The sequence below is a fragment of the Streptomyces sp. NBC_01268 genome (assembly GCF_036240795.1).
GTDB lineage: Bacteria > Actinomycetota > Actinomycetes > Streptomycetales > Streptomycetaceae > Streptomyces.
In genome coordinates this window covers 7,323,291-7,342,141 of sequence record NZ_CP108454.1, presented here as the reverse complement: position 1 = coordinate 7,342,141, position 18,851 = coordinate 7,323,291, and the positions used below count along the sequence as shown (strand labels likewise).

The window sequence follows — 18,851 nt, the reverse complement described above, 5'->3', positions numbered from 1 at the left end:
CCGGTGCGGTGCCGGGGCCGCCCGGCGGCGCGCCGGGGCGCTTCAGGGGCGTTCCGGGACCGGTTCAGCGGGCCCCGGCGAGGATCACCGAGCGCGTGAGGTGCCGGGGGCGGTCGGGGTTGAGGCCGCGGCGGTCCGCGAGGGCGACGGCCAGCCGCTGGGCGCGCACCAGGGCGGCGACGGGGTCGACGGCGTCGGCGACGAACCGGGCCCCGGTGGAGGCCACTTCGTCGGCCAGGCCGGGCGGGACCGGGCCGAGGCACCACACCAGGCTGCCCGGGTCGCTGATGCCGATCGGGCCGTGCCGGTACTCCATCGCCGGGTACGACTCGGTCCAGGCGCGGGCGGCCCCGCGCAGCTTGAGCGCCGCCTCGTCGGCGAGGCCGACGGTCCAGCCGGTGCCGAGGAAGGTGAACTGCCCGTACCGCGTCCAGCTCGCGGGCAGCGGCTCGTACAGGGCGAGTTCGGCGTCGGCGACCGAGGGGCCGAGGTCGACGCCGAGACCTGCCCTGAGCAACTGGAGCGCGGTGGTGGGGAACCGGGTCTGCACCACGGAGCGCTCGTCGGCGAAGGGGAGGTCGAGGACGGCGTCGGCGAGCCGCGCGGCCGGGCTGCCCGGCACGCCGGTGAGGACGAGGGTCGGGGTGCGCCCGGCGGCCCGGGCGAGCAGCTCGGCGACCTCGGTGGTGGTGCCCGAGCGGGTGAGCGCCACGATCCGGTCGTAGCCCCGGCCGAGCGGGGTCGGGTCGGAGGCGGGGAAGGCGTCGGTCTCGCCGCCGCCGAGCGACTCCCGGAGGGCGGCGTAGGCGCGGGCGATGAAGTACGAGGTGCCGCAGCCGACGACGGCCACCCGCTCGCCGGAGCGGGGCAGCAGGTCGGCCCGTGCCGCGGCGATCTCGGCGGCGCGCCGCCAGCAGTCCGGCTGGCTCGCGATCTCGATGTCCACGTGGGTGGTCATGTGCGTCCTCTCGGGACCAGGTCCCGGGGCGGACGCCGGGGCTCGAACGGTGTTCTACCCCGGGAGACGATAGCGAACAATGAGCAAACGGTGACTACGACTTGGACTTTCATGAGCGGAAACCCGGTCTGCCGCTCACCCTCGCGCACCACGAGGTGCCCCGCACGAGGCCCGGACGACCAGGCGCGGGCGCAGCTGCACCTGGTGGAGCGGGGCCGCGTCGCCCTCGGCGAGCCGGCGCAGCAGGATCTGCGCGGCGAGCCTGCCGAGCTGGAACTTCGGCGGGGAGACGGCCGTCAGCGGGGTCTCGGCCACGTCCGCGAACTCGTTGTCGTAGCTGATCAGGGCCAGGTCCTCGGGGACCCGCAGACCGGCCCGGCGGGCGGCGCCGAGGACCAGCGCGGCCTCGCGGTCGCCGAAGCAGAGCGCGGCGGTGACCCCGGCGGCGCGCAGCGCGGCCACGGCCCGGTCGGCGCGGCCCGCGTCCCACTCCCCCATGGCCTCGCTCTCCCGGCGTGCCTCGGGCAGCCCGAGGTCGGCCACGGCGCGGGCGAAGCCGGACTCGATGGGCGCCGTGGTCGGCGCGTCGGAACGCACGACGAGTCCGAACCGCCGGTGTCCGAGGGCCCGCAGGTGCCGTACGGCGTCGTAGGCGCCGCCCTCGTGGTCGGTGCACACGTGCTCGGTGGGGTCGCCGGGGCCGTGCGCGGCGAGCCGGCGTTCGACCAGGACGGCCGGCACGGGCAGGGCGAGGAGCTCCTCGGCGCGCCGCCCGGGGTCGGCGGCGGTGTGCAGCGAGGGGACGAGCAGCAGCCCGTGGACTCCCGCGCCGAGCAGCCGGGCGACGGCGGCGTCCTCCTCGGCCTGGTCGTAGTGGGAGCAGGCGAGGACCAGCCGGGCCCCGGCCGCGGCGAGCTCCTGCTCGATGCCCTGGAGCACCCGCGGGTAGTAGAAGGCGGTGTCGGGGACGAGGACGCCGACGACCCGGCGGTCGGCCCGCTCCTGCTCGGCGCGGTGGGCGGCGAACGTGCCCGCGCCCTGGCGCCGTTGGACCAGGCCGAGGGCGACGAGGTCCTCGTACGCCCGGCGGACGGTGGTCACCGAGAGCCCCGTCTCGGCGGCGAGGGCCCGCTCGGTGGGCAGCTTGCTGCCGGGCGGCCAGGTGCCGTCGAGCAGGCCCCGGCGCAACTGGGCCGTCAGGGCCCGGAACTTCAGCTCGCGTCCGGACGCCGGGATCTCGCCGTGTGCCACCGGGCCCCCTGGTGCTCGGGTCGCCGGCCGCGGGCCGGCCGGCGGGCGACCGGGTGCGGCCCGGTCGCGCGGCGCATCCTATCCCCGCGCACCGGGCGGGCCGGGGCTCAGAGTTCGCCGCGGGCCAGGGCGAGCAGCCGGTCGAGGACGCGGGGTCCGCCGGCCCGTACGCCGTCGTGCTCGAACTCGTCGGTGACCCAGGTGCGCAGCCCCCGGACGGCCCGCGCGGTGCCCAGCGAGTGGGCGGTGTCCACGTACATGTCGTCGTGGTAGACGGCGGCGGCCACCGGGACCTCGTTGACGGCGAGCCGCGCGGGGTCGTAGAGCGGGGCCCAGTCGGTGCGGGCGGCGAGGAGTTCGGCGGTCTCGCGCAGCGGGCGCAGGGCCGGGTCGGTGGCGAAGTGCCAGGGGTGGATCGTCTCGCCGGTGAAGAGCAGCGGGGCGTCGCCCGCGAGGGTCCCGGCCGCGTCGAACTCGGGGAGCCCGGCCCGTACGCGTTCGGCCGCCCAGTCGGTCGGGCCCTGCCCCTGCGCGTAGATGGCCTCGTGCAGGAGGGCGTAGAGCGGGTGGCCGGCGAAGGAGAGGTGGGCCTGGACGCCTTCGAGGAAGGCGTCGGACAGGGCGGGGCCCGCCGGGGTGGGGACGAAGGCGTCCTCCAGGAGCAGATGGAGCTGGTGGGTGCCGTCGCCGCCGCCGAGCAGGATGCCGAGGGACTGGAAGGCCTCGGGGGTCAGCGCGCCGCCGCCGGGCAGCGCGACCTCGTGCGCGGCGAGGTGGGCGGCGATCCGGCGGGCCCGCTCGACATCGCCGGGGTAGCGGGCGTAGTGGGCCTCGTTCTTGCGCCGCACGCGCGGGAAGGCGGCCCGGTAGACCTCGTCGGCGGTGGCCGTGAGGGAGGGCAGCCCGCCCGTGATGAGCACGGTCTCCAGGCCCTCGGGAGCGGCGCCGAGGTAGTGGGTGGCGCAGAAGCCGCCGAAGCTCTGGCCGAGGACGGTCCAGGGTGCGCCGCCGGTCAGCTGCCGGCGGATCAGCTCGCAGTCCTTGACGATGGAGTCGGCGCGGAAGTGGGCGAGGTAGTCGGCCTGTTCGCGCGGGGTGCCGCGCAGCGGCAGGGTCTGCCGGTTGGCGGGGGTGGAGGCGCCGGTGCCGCGCTGGTCGAGGAGGAGCACCCGGAACTCGCGCACCGCCCGGCCGAGCCAGGCCTGCGGCCCGATGAAGCGGCGGGCCCCGAAGCCGGGCCCGCCCTCCAGGTAGAGCAGCCAGGGCAGGCCGGTCCGGTCGGCCCGGTCGCTCGCGACGACCTCCCGTCCGTGGATCTCGATCCGTTCGCCGTCGGGGGCGTCGTGGTCGAGGGGGACGCTGAAGCGGTGGTCGGTGAGGACGAGTCCGGGCTGCCGGAAGGTGGACACCAGGTGGTTCCTGTTCGTGCTGTGCGTGCCGTGCGGTGGTGCGCGAGGGGGTGGGGCGGTCAGGGGGCGATCGGCAGCCGGCGCTTGTGCTCGGTCAGCTCGTAGCGGCGGACGATCGAGGCGAAGGCGGCCTCGCCGACCGGCTTGCCCTCCAGGAAGTCGTCGATCTCGTCGTAGGTCACGCCGAGGGCGTCCTCGTCGGGCTTGCCCGGGTCGAGGGTCTCCAGGTCGGCGGTGGGGGTCTTCCAGACCAGCTCGGCCGGGGCGCCCAGCTCGGCGGCGACGGCGCGCACCCGGCGCTTGGTGAGGCCGGTGAGCGGGACGAGGTCGGCGGCGCCGTCGCCGTACTTGGTGAAGAAGCCGGAGACGGCCTCGGCGGCGTGGTCGGTGCCGACCACCAGGCCGTTGTGGGCGCCGGCGACCGCGTACTGGGCGATCATGCGCTGCCGGGCCTTGATGTTGCCGTGCACGAAGTCCTGGTGGTGCGGGTCGCGGAAGGCGGTCCCGGCGGCGAGCGTCGCGTCCAGGGCGGCGTCGCCGGCCGCCTTGATGTCGACGGTGAGGACCTCGTCGGCGCGGATGAAGTCGAGGGCGAGCCGGGCGTCGTGCTCGTCGGCCTGGACGCCGTAGGGCAGCCGCATGGCGTAGAAGGTGGCCTGGTGGCCGGCGGCGCGGGCGCGCTCGACGGCGAGCTGGCAGAGCCGCCCGGCGGTGGTGGAGTCGACGCCGCCGCTGATGCCGAGGACCAGGCAGCCCAGGCCGGTGGAGGTGAGGCGCTCGGCGAGGAAGGCCACCCGGCGCTCGATCTCCGCGCGCGGGTCGAAGGTCTCGCCGACCTCGAGCTCACGGGCGATCCGCTGCTGCAGGGCGGTGGTCTCCGGGTCGGTCACGGAATGCTCCTCGGTGGTGCGTGGTGTGCGGTGGCGTCCGCTCCGACTCTATGCGGCCCGCACGGCGCCTGTCGCCCGCCCCGGCGCCCGGCGGCGGCCGCCCCTCCGGCTACGTGACGCAGAGCACCTCCACCCGCTGCACCAGGTTGTTGCCGAAGCCGCCCCGGTTCCACGGGGCCGTGAGCGGCTGGGTGCGGCCGGTGGCATCGGTGGCGCGGACGGTGAGCAGGTACGGGCCCGGGGCCGCCGTCCAGGCCGTGCGCCACGCGGCCCAGGCCCAGGGGCGCCCGGGGTCGGCGGTCACCTCGGCGTCGGTCCAGGTGCGCTCCCCGTCGGCGCTGAGCTCCACGCGGGTCACGGGCCCGTGTCCGGACCAGGCGCGCCCGGCGAGCGGGACGGGACCGGGGCGGACGACACGGGTGCGGGACATGAAGTCGGGGAAGCCGGGCGGGATCATCAGGGCGCGGGGCGCGATGACGTCCACGGGGGCGCCGGCCTCGTCGGGGCCCTGCCGGTAGCGGTAGGCGACGGCCTGCTGGAAGCCGGCGAACGGGGTGTCGGTGACGGTGACGCCGGTCAGCCACTTCACGGAGGCCATGCCGTACCAGCCGGGCACGACCAGGCGCAGCGGGTGCCCGTGCTGGGGCGGCAGCGGGGCGCCGTTCATGGCGTACGCGACGAGCACGCCGCGTTCCGGATCGGCGGCGAGCGGGAGCGGGAGGCTGCGCCGGTAGTCCTGTTCGGTGCCGCGCTCCACCCCGTGGTCGGCGCCGGTGAAGACGGCCTCGACGGCGCCGTCGAGGGGGCCCGCCTCGGCGAGCAGGGCGGCCAGCGGGACGCCGGTCCAGTCGGCGGTGCCGACGGCCTCGACGATCCAGGGCTGGCTGACCGGGCGGGGGCTGAGCCGGGCCCGGCCGTTGCCCGCGCACTCCAGGGTGACCCGGTGGGTGACGGCCGGCCGCTCGCGCAGCCCCGCGACGTCGAGGTCCAGCGGGCGGCGCACCAGGCCGCCGACGGTGAACCGCCAGTCCTCCGGGTCGGCGGCGGGGATGTCGTAGTGGACCAGGACGTAGTGCAGGCCGGGCGGGCTGGTGTCGTAGCGCAGCGCTTCGAGGGGCAGTCCGTGGTTGCGGGCGGCGAGGGCCAGCTCGGCCGCGCCGATGCCCTCGTCGGGGCCCGCGACGCGGCCCGGGGCGCTGACCTCGCCCATCCCGGGCCCGCGCGCCGCGCCGTCGGTGCCGTTCATGTCTTCATGGTGCTCCGCCGGTCCGCCACCGGCACCCCGACGGCGGGCGTGCGGTGCCGCCCATGACGGAAGTGAGCCCGAGGGTAGGGGAGTTGGGTGTTCCACTGACCGGCGATCCGGGTCCCTGGAACGCGGTCACCGAGGTGCCGGGCGTCCAGGTCGGCCAGGTCGGCCAGGTCGGCCACGTGACCCTGATCGAGGGCGAGGACGTCCGCACGGGGTGACGGCCGTCCCGCCGCGCGGCCGGGCCGGGGTGGCGCTCACCGCCGCCCGGTCGACGACGGGCCGGGCCGGGCACCACGTCCCGGCGCTCCCCCCCGAGCTGCTCCGACGGTGACCGTGACGGAGTGCAGTCCGGTCGCCCCGTCGGGCATGGTCCCGGCCCGCTGCTCGGTCTGCACCGCCCCGGTGCCGTCGGTCGCCCGGGCGGTGAGGGTGTGGTGTCCGGGCTCCGCGGGCCAGCGGTACACCCACTCGCGCCAGGTGTCGCGGCTGTCCTGGGCACCCAGCTCGGCGTCCTGCCAGGGGCCGTCGTCGACCCGTACCTGGACGCGGGAGACGCCCCGGTGCTGGGCCCAGGCGACCCCGGCGACGGCGACCGTGCCGGCCCGCGGCTCGCTGAAGGCCTTCGGGGTGTCGATCCGGGACTGGGTCTTCACGGGCGCCTGGGCCGCCCAGCCGCGCGGCACCCAGTAGGCGTCGTACGCGGCGAAGGTGGTCAGTTCCAGCGAGGAGATCCACTTGCAGGCGGAGACGTAGCCGTACAGGCCGGGGACGAGCATGCGCACGGGGAAGCCGTGGGCGAAGGGCAGCGGCTCGCCGTTCATCCCGAAGGCGAGCAGCGCGTCCCGGCCGTCCATGACGGTCTCCACGGGGCTGCCGATGGTCATGCCGTCGACGGAACGCGCGACGAGCTGGTCGGCGGGGCCTCCGGCCGACGGCGGGCGCACCCCGGCCTCCCGCAGCAGGTCGGCGAGGCGGACACCCAGCCAGCGGGCGTTGCCGACGTACGGGCCGCCGACCTCGTTGGAGACGCAGTTGAGGGTGAGGTCCCGCTCGACGACCTCCCGGCGGAACAGGTCCCGCAGGGTGACGGTGAGCTCGCGGGCCACGCCCTGGCCGTGGATGCGCAGGGTCCAGGTGTCGGCGTCGATCCGGGGCACCACGAGGGCGGTGTCGACCCGGTAGAAGTCGCGGTTGGGCGTGACGAAGGGGCTGATCCCGTCGACCGGGAGCTGGGCGCCGGGCGGCACCGCGGGGGCGGGCGAGGCGGGGCGGGGCAGCCGGAGGGCGTTGCGGGAGGCGGTGGCGTTCGCGGAGCGGTCCGCGCCGGCCGACCGGGCGAGGAAGCCGGCCCCGACGGCGCCGACGAGGGTGCCCGCCCCGGCCACGAGGAAGCGCCGCCGGGCCCGCGCGGGCGTGGTCGCGGGCGGGCCGACGAGCCTCCGGGCCAGCAGGAACAGGACCGCCGCGGCGGTCGCGGCCCCGGCGAGCGAGGGCAGGGCGTCGGTCCAGGACTCCGAGTCGGGCCGGGTCACGGCCGCCAGGGCGCCCACCAGACCGAGCGCGCCCACTCCGGCGAGGGCGAGGGCACGGTGGCGCAGGGCGAGCACGCCGAGGCCGGCCGCGAGGAGCGCGAGGATGATCAGGACGCCGGTCTGGAGGACGTCCTTGTCGCTCTCGCCGAAGGTGCGGATGGCCCATTCCTTGACGCCCGCCGGGGTGTGGTCGACGACGAAGCCGCCGACGGACGCGACGGGGGCCGCCTCGGGTCGGACGGCGACCGTGAGGAGCGCCGCGACGGCGAGCCCGCCGCATCCGGCGAGGATCCCTCCGAGGGCGGCGAGGAGGCGGTCGGTGCGGTCCGGCGCTCGGGTCGGCGCCGGTGCGGGCGTGAAGGTCATGCCCTGGGTTTCGGCAGACCGCCGCCGGGGGCTGAGCACCGCCCGCGGCGCCCCGGTCAGGTCGGCCCCGTGCGCCCCGGCTCCCCCGGCGCCGCCAGGTCCTGCACCGCGTCGGCGCCGACCACCGCGCCCGTGGACCGCTTGCCGCGGCGCAGGCGCCGTTCCAGCCAGGAGGCGAAGGTCGTGAGGGCGAAGTTGAGGACGACGAAGATGACGGCGACCACGGTGAACGAGGCGATCGTGTTCGCCCCGTAGTTGGCGCTCATCGGACGCACGGAGGCGAGGAGTTCGGAGAAGCCGAGCATGGCGCCGCCGAGCGCCGTGTCCTTGACGATGACGACGAGCTGGCTGACCAGGGCGGGCAGCATCGCGGTGACCGACTGCGGCAGCAGCACGTACGCCATGGTCTGGCCCTTGCGCATGCCGATGGCCTTGGCCGCGTCGGTCTGCCCGGCGGGCAGCGCGAGGATCCCGGCGCGGACGACCTCGGCGAGGACGGAGGCGTTGTAGAGGACGAGCCCGGTGACGACGGCGTACAGCGGCCTGCTCTCCGGGCTGATGTCGGTGAACTCGGCGTAGGCGGCGTTGGCGAAGAGCATCAGGATGAGCACGGGGATGGCGCGGAAGAACTCGACCAGGGGGCCCGCCGTGCCGCGCACCCAGCGGTGGTCGGAGAGCCGGGCGACGCCGAGGAACGCGCCGAGCGGCAGGGCGATGCCCATGGCGAGGGCGGCGGCGGTCACGGTGTTCTTCAGGGCGGGCAGCAGGTAGGTCTGCCAGACCCGGGGGTCCGTGAAGAAGGGTGCCCACTTGGCCCAGGCGAGCTGGTCCTTGCCGGCGAGGCTCGCCACCACCCACCAGACGACGCCGCCGACGGCGAGGACGAAGAGCAGGGTGAGGAGGAGGTTGCGCCGCCGGGCGCGGGGGCCGGGGACGTCGTAGAGGACGGCGCCCGGCTCCTTCGGCGCCTTCAGCCCCTTGGGCGCCTTCGCCTCGGGGCCCTTCGGCGCCTTCTCGTCCCCCGTCCCGGCCCCCGTCCCGGCCCCCGTCCCGCCCTTCGTCCCCTTCATCGCTTCACCGCGACCTTCTTGGCGATCCAGCCGAGGAGCAGCCCGGTGGGCAGGGTGAGGCAGAGGAAGCCGACGGCGAAGACGGCGGAGACGAGGAGCAGCTGGGCCTCGTTCTCGATCATCTCGCGCATCAGCAGGGCTGCTTCGGCGACGCCGATGGCGGCGGCGACGGTGGTGTTCTTGGTGAGGGCGATCAGGACGTTGGCGAGGGGGCCAACGACCGAGCGGAAGGCCTGCGGCAGCACGATCAACCGCAGGGTCTGCGAGAAGTTCAGCCCGATGGCCCGGGCGGCCTCGACCTGGCCGAGGGGCACGGTGTTGATGCCGGAGCGCAGCGCCTCGCAGACGAAGGCGGAGGTGTAGGCGGTGAGGCCGAGGACGGCGAGCCGGAAGTTGACGGCGGTGAAGTCCTCGGCGCCCAGGCTGACCCCGAGGGTCTGGAAGAGGCCCAGGGAGGTGAAGACGATGATGACGGTGAGGGGGATGTTGCGGACGATGTTGACGTAGACGGTGCCGAAGCCCCGCATCAGGGGGACGGGGCTGACCCGCATGGCGGCCAGCAGCGTCCCCCAGACCAGGGAGCCGATCGCGGAGAAGACGGTCAGCCGGACCGTCGTCCAGAAGGCTCCCAGCAGGTCGTAGCCTTCCAGGAAGTCGAACACGGCGGCCCGCTCACTGGACGACCACGCCGATCTTCGGTGCGGGCTCGGCCTGGTATCCGGCGGGCCCGAAGTTCTTCTGCACGGCCGCGGCCCAGGACCCGTCGGCCACCATCTTCTCCAGCGCCGTGTTGATCTCCGCCTTGAGCTCGCTGCCCTTCTGGACGCCGATGCCGTAGTTCTCGTTGCTCAGCTTGAAGCCGCCCAGCTTGAACTTGCCCTTGAACTCGGGCTGGGAGGCGTAGCCGGCGAGGATCGAGTCGTCGGTGGTGATCGCGTCGATGACGCCGTTCTCCAGACCGGTGAGGCACTCGGAGTAGCCGCCGTACTCCTGGAGCTGGGCGTCCGGGGCGATCTTCGTCTTGACGTTCTGCGCGGAGGTGGAGCCGGTCACGGAGCAGAGCTTCTTGTTGTTCAGGTCCGAGGGCTTGGTGATCGAGTCGTCGTCGGCGCGGATCAGCACGTCCTGGTGGGCGAGCAGGTAGGGCCCGGCGAAGTCGACCTTCTCGGCGCGCTTGGGGGTGATCGAGTAGGAGGCCGCGATGAAGTCCACGTCGCCGCGCTGGAGCAGGCTCTCGCGGTCGGCGCTCTTGGCCTCCTTCCAGACGATGTCCTTCGGGTCGTGGCCGAGCTGCTTGGCGACGTAGGTGGCGACGTCGACGTCGAAGCCGGTGTAGGTGCCGTCCGGGGTCTTCAGGCCGATGCCGGGCTGGTCGAACTTGATGCCGACGGTGATCTTCCCGTCGTCGCGGTGCGCGGCCGCCCCACCGGAGGCGTAGGCGGTCCCGGTGAAGGAGAGGACGACCGCCGCGGCGGCGGCGACGGTGAGCCTTCGGGTCCTGAGCGGATTCATGGTCATCACCCCACGGTGGTGCGGATGGCGTACGGGTCAGTGGTGGAGGATCTTCGACAGGAAGTCCTTGGCGCGCTCGCTGCGCGGGTTGCCGAAGAACTCCTCGGGCGTGGCCTGTTCGACGATCCGGCCGTCGGCCATGAACACCACGCGGTTGGCCGCCGACCGGGCGAACCCCATCTCGTGGGTGACGACCACCATCGTCATGCCGTCCCGGGCCAGCTGCTGCATCACCTCCAGGACCTCGTTGATCATCTCCGGGTCGAGCGCCGAGGTCGGCTCGTCGAAGAGCATGACCTTCGGGTCCATCGCGAGCGCCCGGGCGATGGCGACCCGCTGCTGCTGGCCACCGGAGAGCTGCGCCGGGTACTTGTCCGCCTGGGTAGCGACCCCGACCCGTTCAAGGAGGGTGCGGGCCCGCTTCTCGGCGCTCTTGCGGTCCTTCTTCCGGACCTTGATCTGGCCGAGCGTGACGTTGTCGAGCACCGTCTTGTGCGCGAAGAGGTTGAAGGACTGGAAGACCATGCCGACGTCGGCGCGGAGCGCGGCCAGCTCCCGCCCCTCGGCCGGCAGCGGTCTGCCGTCGACGGCGATCTCGCCCGAGTCGATGGTCTCCAGGCGGTTGATCGCGCGGCAGAGCGTGGACTTGCCGGACCCGGAGGGGCCGATCACGACCACGACCTCGCCGCGACGGATGGTGAGGTCGATGGAGCGGAGCACATGGAGGGTCCCGAAGTGCTTGTCCACGTCTTTGAGTACGACGAGTGCGTCACCGCCGTCCGGGACGGGCATGGCACCCTCCTCGTCACCTCCCCCGCCGGCCGTCCCTCCTCACGTTCATGCTCCGCCCTCCGCCGGACGGGCGCACGCGGAGCGATGTCGCGCCCTGCGGCGCGCCGCGCGGTCGCGCCGCGCGGCACCCCGTACGGTCGCGCCCCGGTGGCCCGCCGCGTGTCCCGTCATGCGGGACAGGCTGCGAAAGGCCTTGCCCCGGGCCGCCCGGATTGCTTGGATCTTGACCGTTCCGGGCGGACACACGGCTCCGGCCGGTGCCCCCGCAGGCCCACGGAGAGGCTCACCCACGGTGACGTACACGAGACCGGACGACATCCCGCCCGTCCCGGAGCACCTGCGCGCCGAGGGCGCCGTGCTCACGGACTCGCTGATCCCGCTGGTGGACCGCTTCCGGGCCCGGCAGGCCGAGGACGGTACGGTGCCCCGGCCCGACGGCGCCGACCGCGCGCTGCTGCTGCGGATCCGGGAGGAGGGCGCCGCCTGGTGCCGGCGGCACGCGCTGGACGGCCAGGCGGAGGCCCTGGAGGCCGATGTCGACGGCTGGCTGGCGGCCGGACTCGACACCCGGCCCGTCTTCGGGCGTTCCGCGGACGCCGTCGCCCGGCCCGCCGCGGGCGAGACGGTGTTCCTGCTGGCACCGGCCCGGGACGCCGGCGGCACCCCGGAGTCGGGCGACCGGCTCGACTGCCTCTTCGCCCTGCGCGCCCCCGCCGCGTTCCCCCTCCTCGTCCCGGTCGTCGCCAGCGAGGGCTTCGCCCGCGGCGCCCGCCCCGCGCTCTTCACCGAACCCGCCCGGCAGGGGGCCGCCTCGTGACCGGCACCCGCCCGGCGGAGGCCCTCACCGCGGAGGCCCTCGACTCGGAAGCCCGCCCGGCGGGCGCCCGCCCCACCCTCGTCCTCGTCTTCCAGCGGGCCGGTCTGCCCTGGGTCTTCGAGGCCGCCGAGCGGGCCGGGATCGACCTGGTGCTCGTGCCGCGCCCCGACGAGGAGGTCCGGGCCGACCGACTGCCGCCCGGGGTGGTGGAGTTGCTGCCGCTCGACCCGGACGGCGACCGGGCCGGGGCGCTGGAGCTGCTGCGGGCCCGGCACGCGGCGCGCCCCTTCCAGGGGATCACCACGCTGTACGACCCGATGGTGCCGTTCGTCGCCGAGGCGGCCGAGCTCCTCGGCCTGCCGGGCATCGGGCACGACACCGCGCTCGGCGCGCAGGACAAGCGCCTGATGCGCGAGCGGCTGGCCGCGGCGGGCCTCAACGTCCCCGGCTTCGTCCGGATCGAGGGCCCGGACCCGGAGCCCGGTCTGGCCGCGGCCGGGCGGCTCGGCTTCCCCGTCGTGGTGAAGCCCGCCCACGGCTACTCCAGCCTCGGCGTGACCCGCGCCGACTCCCCCGCCGCGCTGCGCGACGTGGTCGCCGAGGTGCGCCGGGTGTGCGCGGAGAAGCTGGACGACCCGGCGGCGGCGCTCGTGGTCGAGGAGTACCTGGACGGGCCCGAGTTCGCCGTCGAGTCCCTGGCGTACGGGGGTGAGGTGCGGGTCCTGTCGGTGGGCTACAAGGGCGAGCCGGTCGGCCCGTACTTCGAGGAGAGCGTCTACCGGGCGCCCGACACCCTTCCGGCGGCCGTCCGCGAGGCCGTCGTCCGCGAGGTGACGGCGGCCCACGCGGCGCTCGGCATCGGCGAGGGGCCGACCCACACCGAACTGCGGCTGCGCGGCGGGCACACGCCGTACCTGCTGGAGATGGGCGCCCGGATCGGCGGCTCGGGCGCCTCGCACTACGTGGCCTCGCACGTCAGCGGCACCGACCTGGCGGCCGAGGCGCTGCGGATCGCGGTCGGCGGCGCACCGTCGTCATCCGCGGCGGGCGGGCTCGCGGCCCCGGTGGGCGCGGCGGCCAACTACATCGTGCCGTGCGGAGGGCACGGCCGGATCACCGCGGTCCACGGCCTGGACGAGGTGCGGGCCGATCCGCGGGTCGACCACGTGGTGCAGATGCTCTTCCCGGGCGACGTGGTGCGCCCGTACCCGGACTTCACCGGCTATCCGGCGTTCGTGCTGTCGCGCCACGACAGCCCGGCCGAGGCCGCGGAGTTCCACGCGCGCCTGGAGCGGACCGTCCGCGTCGAGTACGCCGGGACGGGCGGGGAGTAGCCCGCGCGGGGGCCGGGGCCGCCTGGCGGCCCGGGCCCCCGCGCCCGGCGGGGGGCGGGTCAGCCGGTGGTCTCGCGGGCCGCGACCTCGATGAGCTCGGCGATCGCGCCGGGCTGGGAGGCGAGCGAGGCGTGGCTCGCGTCGAGCTCGACGGTCTTGACCGGGTCCATCCGCGCGGCCATGCGCCGCTCGTTGTCCGGGTGGATCATCCGGTCCTCGGTCGAGACCTGGTACCAGCAGGGCTTGGCGCGCCAGGCCGGGGCCGTCACGTTGTCGCCGAAGGTCGAGCCGAGCGGGGCCTTCTGCGTGACGGCCATGACCAGGGCCTCGTCGGCGCTCAGGTCCTGGCAGAAGCTCTCGTGGAACCTGTCCTGCTTGATCCAGAGGTAGCCGTCGGAGTCCGGCACGATGTTGTCGAACGCGGCCGGCGGGTACTCCTGGCTGATCTGTCCGGGGCTCTCGCCGGCGTCCGGGGCGAAGGCGGCGATGTAGACCAGGGCGGAGACGTTCGGCAGGTCCCCGGCCTCGGAGATGACGGCGCCGCCGTAGGAGTGCCCGACGAGCACGACCGGCCCGGCCGCCTGACGGATCATCTTGCGGGTGCGCTCGGCGTCGTCGGCGAGCGAGGTCAGCGGGTTCTCGACGGCGTGCAGGTCGCCGAAGCCGCGCCGGTGCAGTTCGGTGATGACGCGCGACCAGTGGGCGGCTCCGCCCCAGAATCCGTGGACCAGGACGATCGAGGGCTTGTCTGCCATGAGCGGCACCGTTCTCGGTGGGGGTCCCCCCGGGAGTCCCACGCTAAGCGGACGGTGACCGGGTCGCCACCGACCGTACGCGCGGCGCCGCCCGCGCCGTGCCGCGCGCCGTCCGCGGCGCCGCCGCGGAGGGCCCGGACCGCGCCTCCGCGCGACCCCCGGACGGCCTGCGTACCCCGTCCGTACGGCGTCCGTGTGACGGGCCGCGTGCGGCGTCTGCGCACCGCGCGCGGGCGACGGACACTGGAGGCGGGACGCACCGCCGTCGCCGGGTCCGAGGAGGTCCGCCATGAGAAGTGCCGCACCCAAGATCAGCAGCCTGCCGCCCGAGCACCGGGAACGGCTCATGGCCTTCGCCGAGGACGTGTACTTCGAGTCCGGCCACCGGCTCTTCGAGGAGCAGCAGCACGCCGACCGGTTCTGGATCGTCAAGACGGGCGCGGTCACCCTCGACGCCAAGGTCCCCGGACGCGGCTCGCCCGTGATCGACACGCTGCGCCACGGCGAGCTGGTCGGCCTGTCCTGGCTGTTCCCGCCCCACCTGTGCCAGTCGGGCGCGGAGGCGATGACCCCGGTGCGGGCCCACGAGTTCGACGCCCTGGCCGTGCGGTCGATGTGCCGCACGGACGCGGAGTTCGGGGCCTCGGTGGTGTACTGGGTCGGCGAGATCCTGGCCTACCGCCTCCATGTGACGCGGGTCAGGCTGCTCGACCTGTACGCGCCGCACGGCAGCGGCATCCTGGCGTGACGGGACCGCCCGCCGCACGTGCGGTCCTCAGCCTCGGTCGAGTTCCCGCACGTACCAGTCGAGGACGGTGCCGTCCCGGTGGCTGATCTGCCCGCGCCGCAGGAACCCCGCGCGCCGTGCGACCGCCGCCGCGGCCGGATCGTCGGCAGGGGTCTGGATCACCGCGCGGCGGGCGCCCTCGCAGCGGGCGTGGGCGCACGCCAGCAGGACGGCGCGGGTGGCGAAGCCGCGGCCACGGGCCTCGGGGTGCAGACGGTAGGTCACGTCGACGTCGCCGTGGGCGAGTCCGACGGCGGCGAACCGCAGCCCGACGCTTCCCACGCACCGCCCGGCCCGGATCCCGAAGGAACGGAACGGGTCGCGGTCCCCGGCCCGCGCCCCGGCGTCGGTCGAGGGCAGCAGGGTGACGACTCCGTCGGACAGCTTGGCGGCCTCGGGCATCTCTGCAGGCATCTGTTCACGCACCCCAGCGATCCTTTCGCCTCTCCGCCGCCACCACAATCGGTATCCGGCCGGACCCGCCGAGGTGGCCTGCCGAGGCATCACCCGAACGGGCCTGTGGGTACTGTGCGGGCTCCTGCGGGGTACGAGGCTGGGGTCGAGACATGGGGAGGCAGTGGTGAGTGAATCCGGTACGGGGGCGCGGGCCCGGTCCCGGGAGCGCCTGTTCGCACGCTGTGCGCTGCTGGTGGCGGTGGCCGCGGTCGTCGCGCTGTTCGTCCCGTTCGGGGCCGGCGGTCTGCTGATCGTCTTCAGCGGTCTGGTGGGTCTCGTCCTGTGCGCGGCCGGCACCTGGTGGTTCCTGGCCCACCGCGGGCCCGTGCGGTTCCTGGGCGCGCTCCTCGCGGCCGGGGCTCCCGTCGGGCTGCTCGTCCTCTACATCCAGGGCGGCCTGTGGCCCACCGCCCTGCTCTCGCTCGGCCTGTGGGGCGTGGCGCTGTTCTGCGCCCGTGCGGCGCTGCCGCGGCCCCGCCCGCACCGTCCGGCGGCACCCGCGGCGCGCCCGCGGCGGCCCGTGCTGCTGATGAACCCGAAGTCGGGCGGTGGCAAGGTCGAGCGCTTCGGCCTGATCGAGCTGGCCGAGCGGCTCGGCGCACGGGTGGTGCTCCTGGAGACCTCGGATTCGGGCGAGCAGGCCGACGTGGAGGCGCTCGCCCGCCGGGCCGTGGCCAACGGCGCCGACCTGCTCGGCGTGGCGGGCGGCGACGGCACGCAGGCGCTGGTGGCGGCGGTCGCCGCCGAGCACGACCTGCCCTTCCTGGTGATCAGCGCCGGCACCCGCAACCACTTCGCCATGGACCTCGGCCTGGACCGCACCGACCCGACCCGCTGCCTGGACGCCCTGACGGACGGCGAGGAACTGCGGGTCGACCTGGGCGAGGTCGCGGGGCGCCCCTTCGTGAACACGGTCTCCTTCGGGGTGTACGCGGATGTCGTGCAGCGCCCCGAGTACCGGGACGCGAAGGCGGGCACGGCGCTGAACGCGATGCCCGAGCTGCTGGCCGGCGGCGAGGGCGGCCGGCTCGACGCCGAGGCCGACGACACCTCGCTCCGCGGCCAGCAGGCGCTGCTGATCAGCAACAACCCGTACGTCTCGCCCGACCCGCTCGGCGGCGGGCGGCGGCCCCGCCTGGACCGTGGCGAGCTGGGGGTCATCGCCATCCGGGTGGAGGGCGCGGCACAGGCCGCCGAGCTCGCCGTCCGCGGCACGCAGGCCGCCGGGCTGAACGTCCTGACCGCCCATCGGGTCGAGGTCACCGCCGAGGACGACACCCTCCCGGTGGCCGTCGACGGCGAGGCGCTGACCCTGCCGACCCCCGTCCTGTGCACCCTGCGGCCGCGCGCCCTGCGCGTCCTCGTCCCGCGCGACCGCCCCGGGACCGCACCGCCCGTCCCCCCGCTGAACTGGAGCCGGATCGTCGTCCTGGCCTTCGGCCCCCGAGGAGAGCACCATGCCCGAGCCCACTGACGGACAGTCCCACGAGCAGCCCCACGAGCCGCCGCACGCGCAGCCGACCGGACCGGCGGCGGAGCCGTCGGCCGAAGCCGCAGTCGGTGCCCAGGCCGAGGCCCGGACGGAGGCCGCGGCCGAGCGGTCCCCCGAGCCCCGGGCGGAGCCGCCCGCCGGGCCCGCGGAGGAGCCCGCCGAGCCCTTGGCCGAGACCCTTGCCGCCGCCGCGGGCCCCGGCCCCCGGGCCGTGCTCGCCGATCTGCGGGCGGTGGACGGCGCCCTGTACGCGGCGGTGGCCGCGACCCCCACCCCGGCCCTGGACCGGGGGCTCAGGCGTCTCTCCCACGCGGCCGACAACTCCAAGATCTCCTTCGCCGTGGCCGCCGCGCTCGCCCTCGCCGGGGGCCGGGCCCGCTCGGCCGCGATCGTCGGCGTCGGCGCGATCGCGGTGGCGTCGGCCTCGGCGAACCTGCTCGGCAAGCGGCTGGTGCGCCGCCCGCGCCCCGACCGGGAGGCGGCCAGGGTGACGGTCGACCGCCATGTGCCGATGCCGACCTCGGCGTCCTTCCCGTCCGGGCACACCGCGTCGGCGGTCGCGTTCGCCACGGCGGTGGGCGTGGTCTTTCCCCCGGCCGCCGTCCCGCTGACCCTGCTGGCCTGGACCGTCGGGTACTCGCGCGTCCACACGGGCGTCCACTACCCCGGCGACGTGGCCGGTGGCGCGGCGCTCGGTCTGGCCAGCGCCGCCGTGGCGCTGGCCGGTGCGGGCGCCTGGTCGCGACGCGCGGAGGTCGGGTGATTGCTCGCTTTCGCCCTGGCCGGTGGTCAAGGGCAGCCCGAGCGGCATCAAGGCCGGCACCAAGGTCCGCAACATCCGGCTCGTGGACGGCGTCGACGGGCACGACATCGACTGCGAGGTCGACGGCTTCGGCCCGATGCAGCTCAGGTCCAGCGTCGTGAAGAAGGCCTGACGGGCGGGAACAAAGGGGCCCGCACGGGACTTGGAACGGGCATGACGACCTCCCGCTTCGACGCCCGTGAGCTGCTCGCGAAGAGCCGGCTCGGTGTCCTCGCCACCCTCAAGGCCGACGGCCGCCCCCAGCTCTCCCCCGTCATGCCCTCCTACGACCCGGCGACGGAGACGCTGTACGTGTCGATGACGGAGGGCCGCGCCAAGACGGCGAACCTGCGCCGCGACCCGCGCGCGGCCCTGGAGGTCACCAGCGACGACGGGCGGTCCTGGGCGACCGCCGAGGGCACGGTGACGCTCACCGGCCCCGGCACCGACCCGCACGGGCCGGAGGTCGAGGCCCTCGTGGAGTACTACCGGCTGGCCGCCGGCGAGCACCCCGACTGGGACGAGTACCGGGCGGCGATGGTGGCCGACGGGCGGGTGCTGATGCGCATGCCCGTCGACCACGTGTACGGCCAGAGCATGCGCTGACCCCTCCGGGCGCCTGGCTCCGGTCGCCCGGCCGCCCCTCGGCGGCCGCTCAGCCCTTGCGGACCTGGCCCAGCCGCCCGGCGGGACGCTCGACCGGCTCGTCGCGGGCCTCGGCCCACAGCGAGCGCACATGGCCCAGGTGCCGGTGCATGCAGGCCTCGGCGCCCTTCACGTCCCCGGCGATCATCAGGTCGAGCAGCTCGACGTGCTCCTCGGCCGAGGAGACCAGCTTGCCGGCCTCGTCGAGGCCGGTGAGCCCGTACAGACGGGAGCGCTTGCGCAGGTCCCCGACGGTCTCGACGAGGCGGTCGTTCCCCGCCAGGCCGAGCAGCGTGAGGTGGAAGAGCCGGTCCGCCTCCAGGTAGCCGATGAGGTTGTGGTCACGGGCGTTGGTGACGATCTCCTGGGCGAGCGGCCGCAACGCCTCCAGCTGCTCGGGCGTGGCCAGTTCGGTGACCCGGCCGATCGTCGGGACCTCGATCAGCATGCGCAGCTCGGTGCACTGGTCGAGTTCGCGCTCGCTGACCTCCGTGATCCGGAATCCCTTGTTGCGGACCGGCTCGACCAGGCCCTCGCGGGCGAGGTCGAGCATGGCCTCGCGCACCGGTGTGGCCGAGACGCCGAGTTCGGCGGCCAGGCCGGGGGCCGAGTAGACGCTTCCCGGCCGTAGTTCGCCCGCTATCAACGCGGCCCTGAGCGCGTGACCGACCTGGTCGCGCAGCCTTTCCTGGGCCTTGATGAGACTGTGCTGCTTCAGGTCACCCACGCTC

Annotated in this window: 20 protein-coding genes and 1 pseudogene; 8 read left to right on the top strand and 13 right to left on the bottom strand. The window is 75.0% G+C overall.

The features are described from left to right. Positions 1–64 precede the first annotated feature (64 nt). The 5 genes from OG309_RS33075 to OG309_RS33055 all read right to left on the bottom strand — a co-directional run bounded on the left by OG309_RS33075 (position 65) and on the right by OG309_RS33055 (position 5,754). Positions 65–958, bottom strand: a complete 894-nt coding sequence (locus tag OG309_RS33075; RefSeq protein WP_329426560.1) for an SIS domain-containing protein — start codon at positions 956–958, stop codon at positions 65–67. A 135-nt stretch (positions 959–1,093) separates the two neighbouring features. Further along, positions 1,094–2,209 (bottom strand): GntR family transcriptional regulator, encoded by a 1,116-nt coding sequence (locus tag OG309_RS33070; RefSeq protein WP_329426559.1) that lies wholly within the window; start codon positions 2,207–2,209, stop codon positions 1,094–1,096. 107 nt (positions 2,210–2,316) lie between these two features. Beyond that, on the bottom strand, positions 2,317–3,621 hold the full coding sequence (locus OG309_RS33065; RefSeq protein ID WP_329428662.1) for an alpha/beta fold hydrolase: 1,305 nt from the start codon (positions 3,619–3,621) through the stop codon (positions 2,317–2,319). Between the two features lie 56 nt (positions 3,622–3,677). Next, positions 3,678–4,508: an ammonia-dependent NAD(+) synthetase gene (nadE, locus tag OG309_RS33060; RefSeq protein ID WP_329426557.1), complete on the bottom strand. Its 831-nt coding sequence runs from the start codon at positions 4,506–4,508 to the stop codon at positions 3,678–3,680. A gap of 109 nt (positions 4,509–4,617) precedes the next feature. Further along, positions 4,618–5,754: a sulfite oxidase gene (locus OG309_RS33055; protein WP_329426556.1), complete on the bottom strand. Its 1,137-nt coding sequence runs from the start codon at positions 5,752–5,754 to the stop codon at positions 4,618–4,620. Positions 5,755–5,846: 92 nt separating this feature from the next. Here OG309_RS33055 and OG309_RS33050 point away from each other — a divergent pair, with 92 nt between their 5' ends. Next, on the top strand, positions 5,847–5,978 hold the full coding sequence (locus tag OG309_RS33050; protein ID WP_329426554.1) for a hypothetical protein: 132 nt from the start codon (positions 5,847–5,849) through the stop codon (positions 5,976–5,978). A 36-nt stretch (positions 5,979–6,014) separates the two neighbouring features. Here OG309_RS33050 and OG309_RS33045 read toward each other — a convergent pair whose 3' ends face one another. The 5 genes from OG309_RS33045 to OG309_RS33025 are packed head-to-tail and all read right to left on the bottom strand — an operon-like array spanning position 6,015 to position 11,032. Next, positions 6,015–7,658 carry a molybdopterin-dependent oxidoreductase gene (locus OG309_RS33045; RefSeq protein WP_329426553.1) on the bottom strand — a complete coding sequence of 548 codons (1,644 nt, stop codon included), beginning with the start codon at positions 7,656–7,658 and terminating at the stop codon, positions 6,015–6,017. A 56-nt stretch (positions 7,659–7,714) separates the two neighbouring features. Then, a complete protein-coding gene (locus OG309_RS33040) occupies positions 7,715–8,728 on the bottom strand; it encodes an amino acid ABC transporter permease (protein WP_329426551.1) in 1,014 nt (337 codons plus the stop codon). After that, the gene (locus OG309_RS33035) at positions 8,725–9,390 is read right to left on the bottom strand and encodes an amino acid ABC transporter permease (RefSeq protein ID WP_329426549.1); all 666 of its coding nucleotides are present in this window, start codon (positions 9,388–9,390) and stop codon (positions 8,725–8,727) included. Before OG309_RS33035 ends, OG309_RS33040 begins: the two co-directional genes overlap by 4 nt. 10 nt (positions 9,391–9,400) lie before the next feature. Further along, positions 9,401–10,246, bottom strand: a complete 846-nt coding sequence (locus OG309_RS33030) for a glutamate ABC transporter substrate-binding protein (RefSeq protein ID WP_329426547.1) — start codon at positions 10,244–10,246, stop codon at positions 9,401–9,403. 30 nt (positions 10,247–10,276) lie between these two features. Beyond that, the gene (locus OG309_RS33025; protein ID WP_329426545.1) at positions 10,277–11,032 is read right to left on the bottom strand and encodes an amino acid ABC transporter ATP-binding protein; all 756 of its coding nucleotides are present in this window, start codon (positions 11,030–11,032) and stop codon (positions 10,277–10,279) included. Positions 11,033–11,324: 292 nt separating this feature from the next. Here OG309_RS33025 and OG309_RS33020 point away from each other — a divergent pair, with 292 nt between their 5' ends. Next, complete coding sequence (locus OG309_RS33020) at positions 11,325–11,849, top strand: hypothetical protein (RefSeq protein WP_329426544.1); 525 nt, start codon at positions 11,325–11,327, stop codon at positions 11,847–11,849. Then, complete coding sequence (locus OG309_RS33015) at positions 11,846–13,183, top strand: ATP-grasp domain-containing protein (RefSeq protein WP_329426542.1); 1,338 nt, start codon at positions 11,846–11,848, stop codon at positions 13,181–13,183. Before OG309_RS33020 ends, OG309_RS33015 begins: the two co-directional genes overlap by 4 nt. Before the next feature lie 59 nt (positions 13,184–13,242). Here the strand turns inward: OG309_RS33015 and OG309_RS33010 are convergent, their stop codons facing one another. Then, on the bottom strand, positions 13,243–13,938 hold the full coding sequence (locus OG309_RS33010; protein ID WP_329426540.1) for an alpha/beta hydrolase: 696 nt from the start codon (positions 13,936–13,938) through the stop codon (positions 13,243–13,245). Positions 13,939–14,227: 289 nt separating this feature from the next. On the opposite strand from OG309_RS33010, the gene OG309_RS33005 reads away from it, so the two are divergent. After that, positions 14,228–14,686: a cyclic nucleotide-binding domain-containing protein gene (locus OG309_RS33005; RefSeq protein WP_329426539.1), complete on the top strand. Its 459-nt coding sequence runs from the start codon at positions 14,228–14,230 to the stop codon at positions 14,684–14,686. 27 nt (positions 14,687–14,713) lie between these two features. On the opposite strand, the gene OG309_RS33000 is transcribed toward OG309_RS33005, so the two are convergent. Next, positions 14,714–15,139 carry a GNAT family N-acetyltransferase gene (locus OG309_RS33000; RefSeq protein ID WP_329426537.1) on the bottom strand — a complete coding sequence of 142 codons (426 nt, stop codon included), beginning with the start codon at positions 15,137–15,139 and terminating at the stop codon, positions 14,714–14,716. A gap of 166 nt (positions 15,140–15,305) precedes the next feature. Here OG309_RS33000 and OG309_RS32995 point away from each other — a divergent pair, with 166 nt between their 5' ends. The 4 genes and pseudogenes from OG309_RS32995 (at position 15,306) to OG309_RS32980 (ending at position 18,081) form a co-directional block, all read left to right on the top strand. Further along, a complete protein-coding gene (locus OG309_RS32995) occupies positions 15,306–16,655 on the top strand; it encodes a diacylglycerol/lipid kinase family protein (RefSeq protein WP_329426535.1) in 1,350 nt (449 codons plus the stop codon). A gap of 184 nt (positions 16,656–16,839) precedes the next feature. After that, on the top strand, positions 16,840–17,436 hold the full coding sequence (locus tag OG309_RS32990; RefSeq protein ID WP_329428660.1) for a phosphatase PAP2 family protein: 597 nt from the start codon (positions 16,840–16,842) through the stop codon (positions 17,434–17,436). 25 nt (positions 17,437–17,461) lie between these two features. Further along, positions 17,462–17,608 (top strand): annotated as a pseudogene (locus tag OG309_RS32985) (PhnA domain-containing protein); the annotation flags it as partial. A 41-nt stretch (positions 17,609–17,649) separates the two neighbouring features. Beyond that, complete coding sequence (locus OG309_RS32980; protein WP_329426533.1) at positions 17,650–18,081, top strand: PPOX class F420-dependent oxidoreductase; 432 nt, start codon at positions 17,650–17,652, stop codon at positions 18,079–18,081. A 49-nt stretch (positions 18,082–18,130) separates the two neighbouring features. On the opposite strand, the gene OG309_RS32975 is transcribed toward OG309_RS32980, so the two are convergent. Then, complete coding sequence (locus OG309_RS32975; RefSeq protein ID WP_329426531.1) at positions 18,131–18,847, bottom strand: GntR family transcriptional regulator; 717 nt, start codon at positions 18,845–18,847, stop codon at positions 18,131–18,133. Positions 18,848–18,851 lie beyond the last annotated feature (4 nt).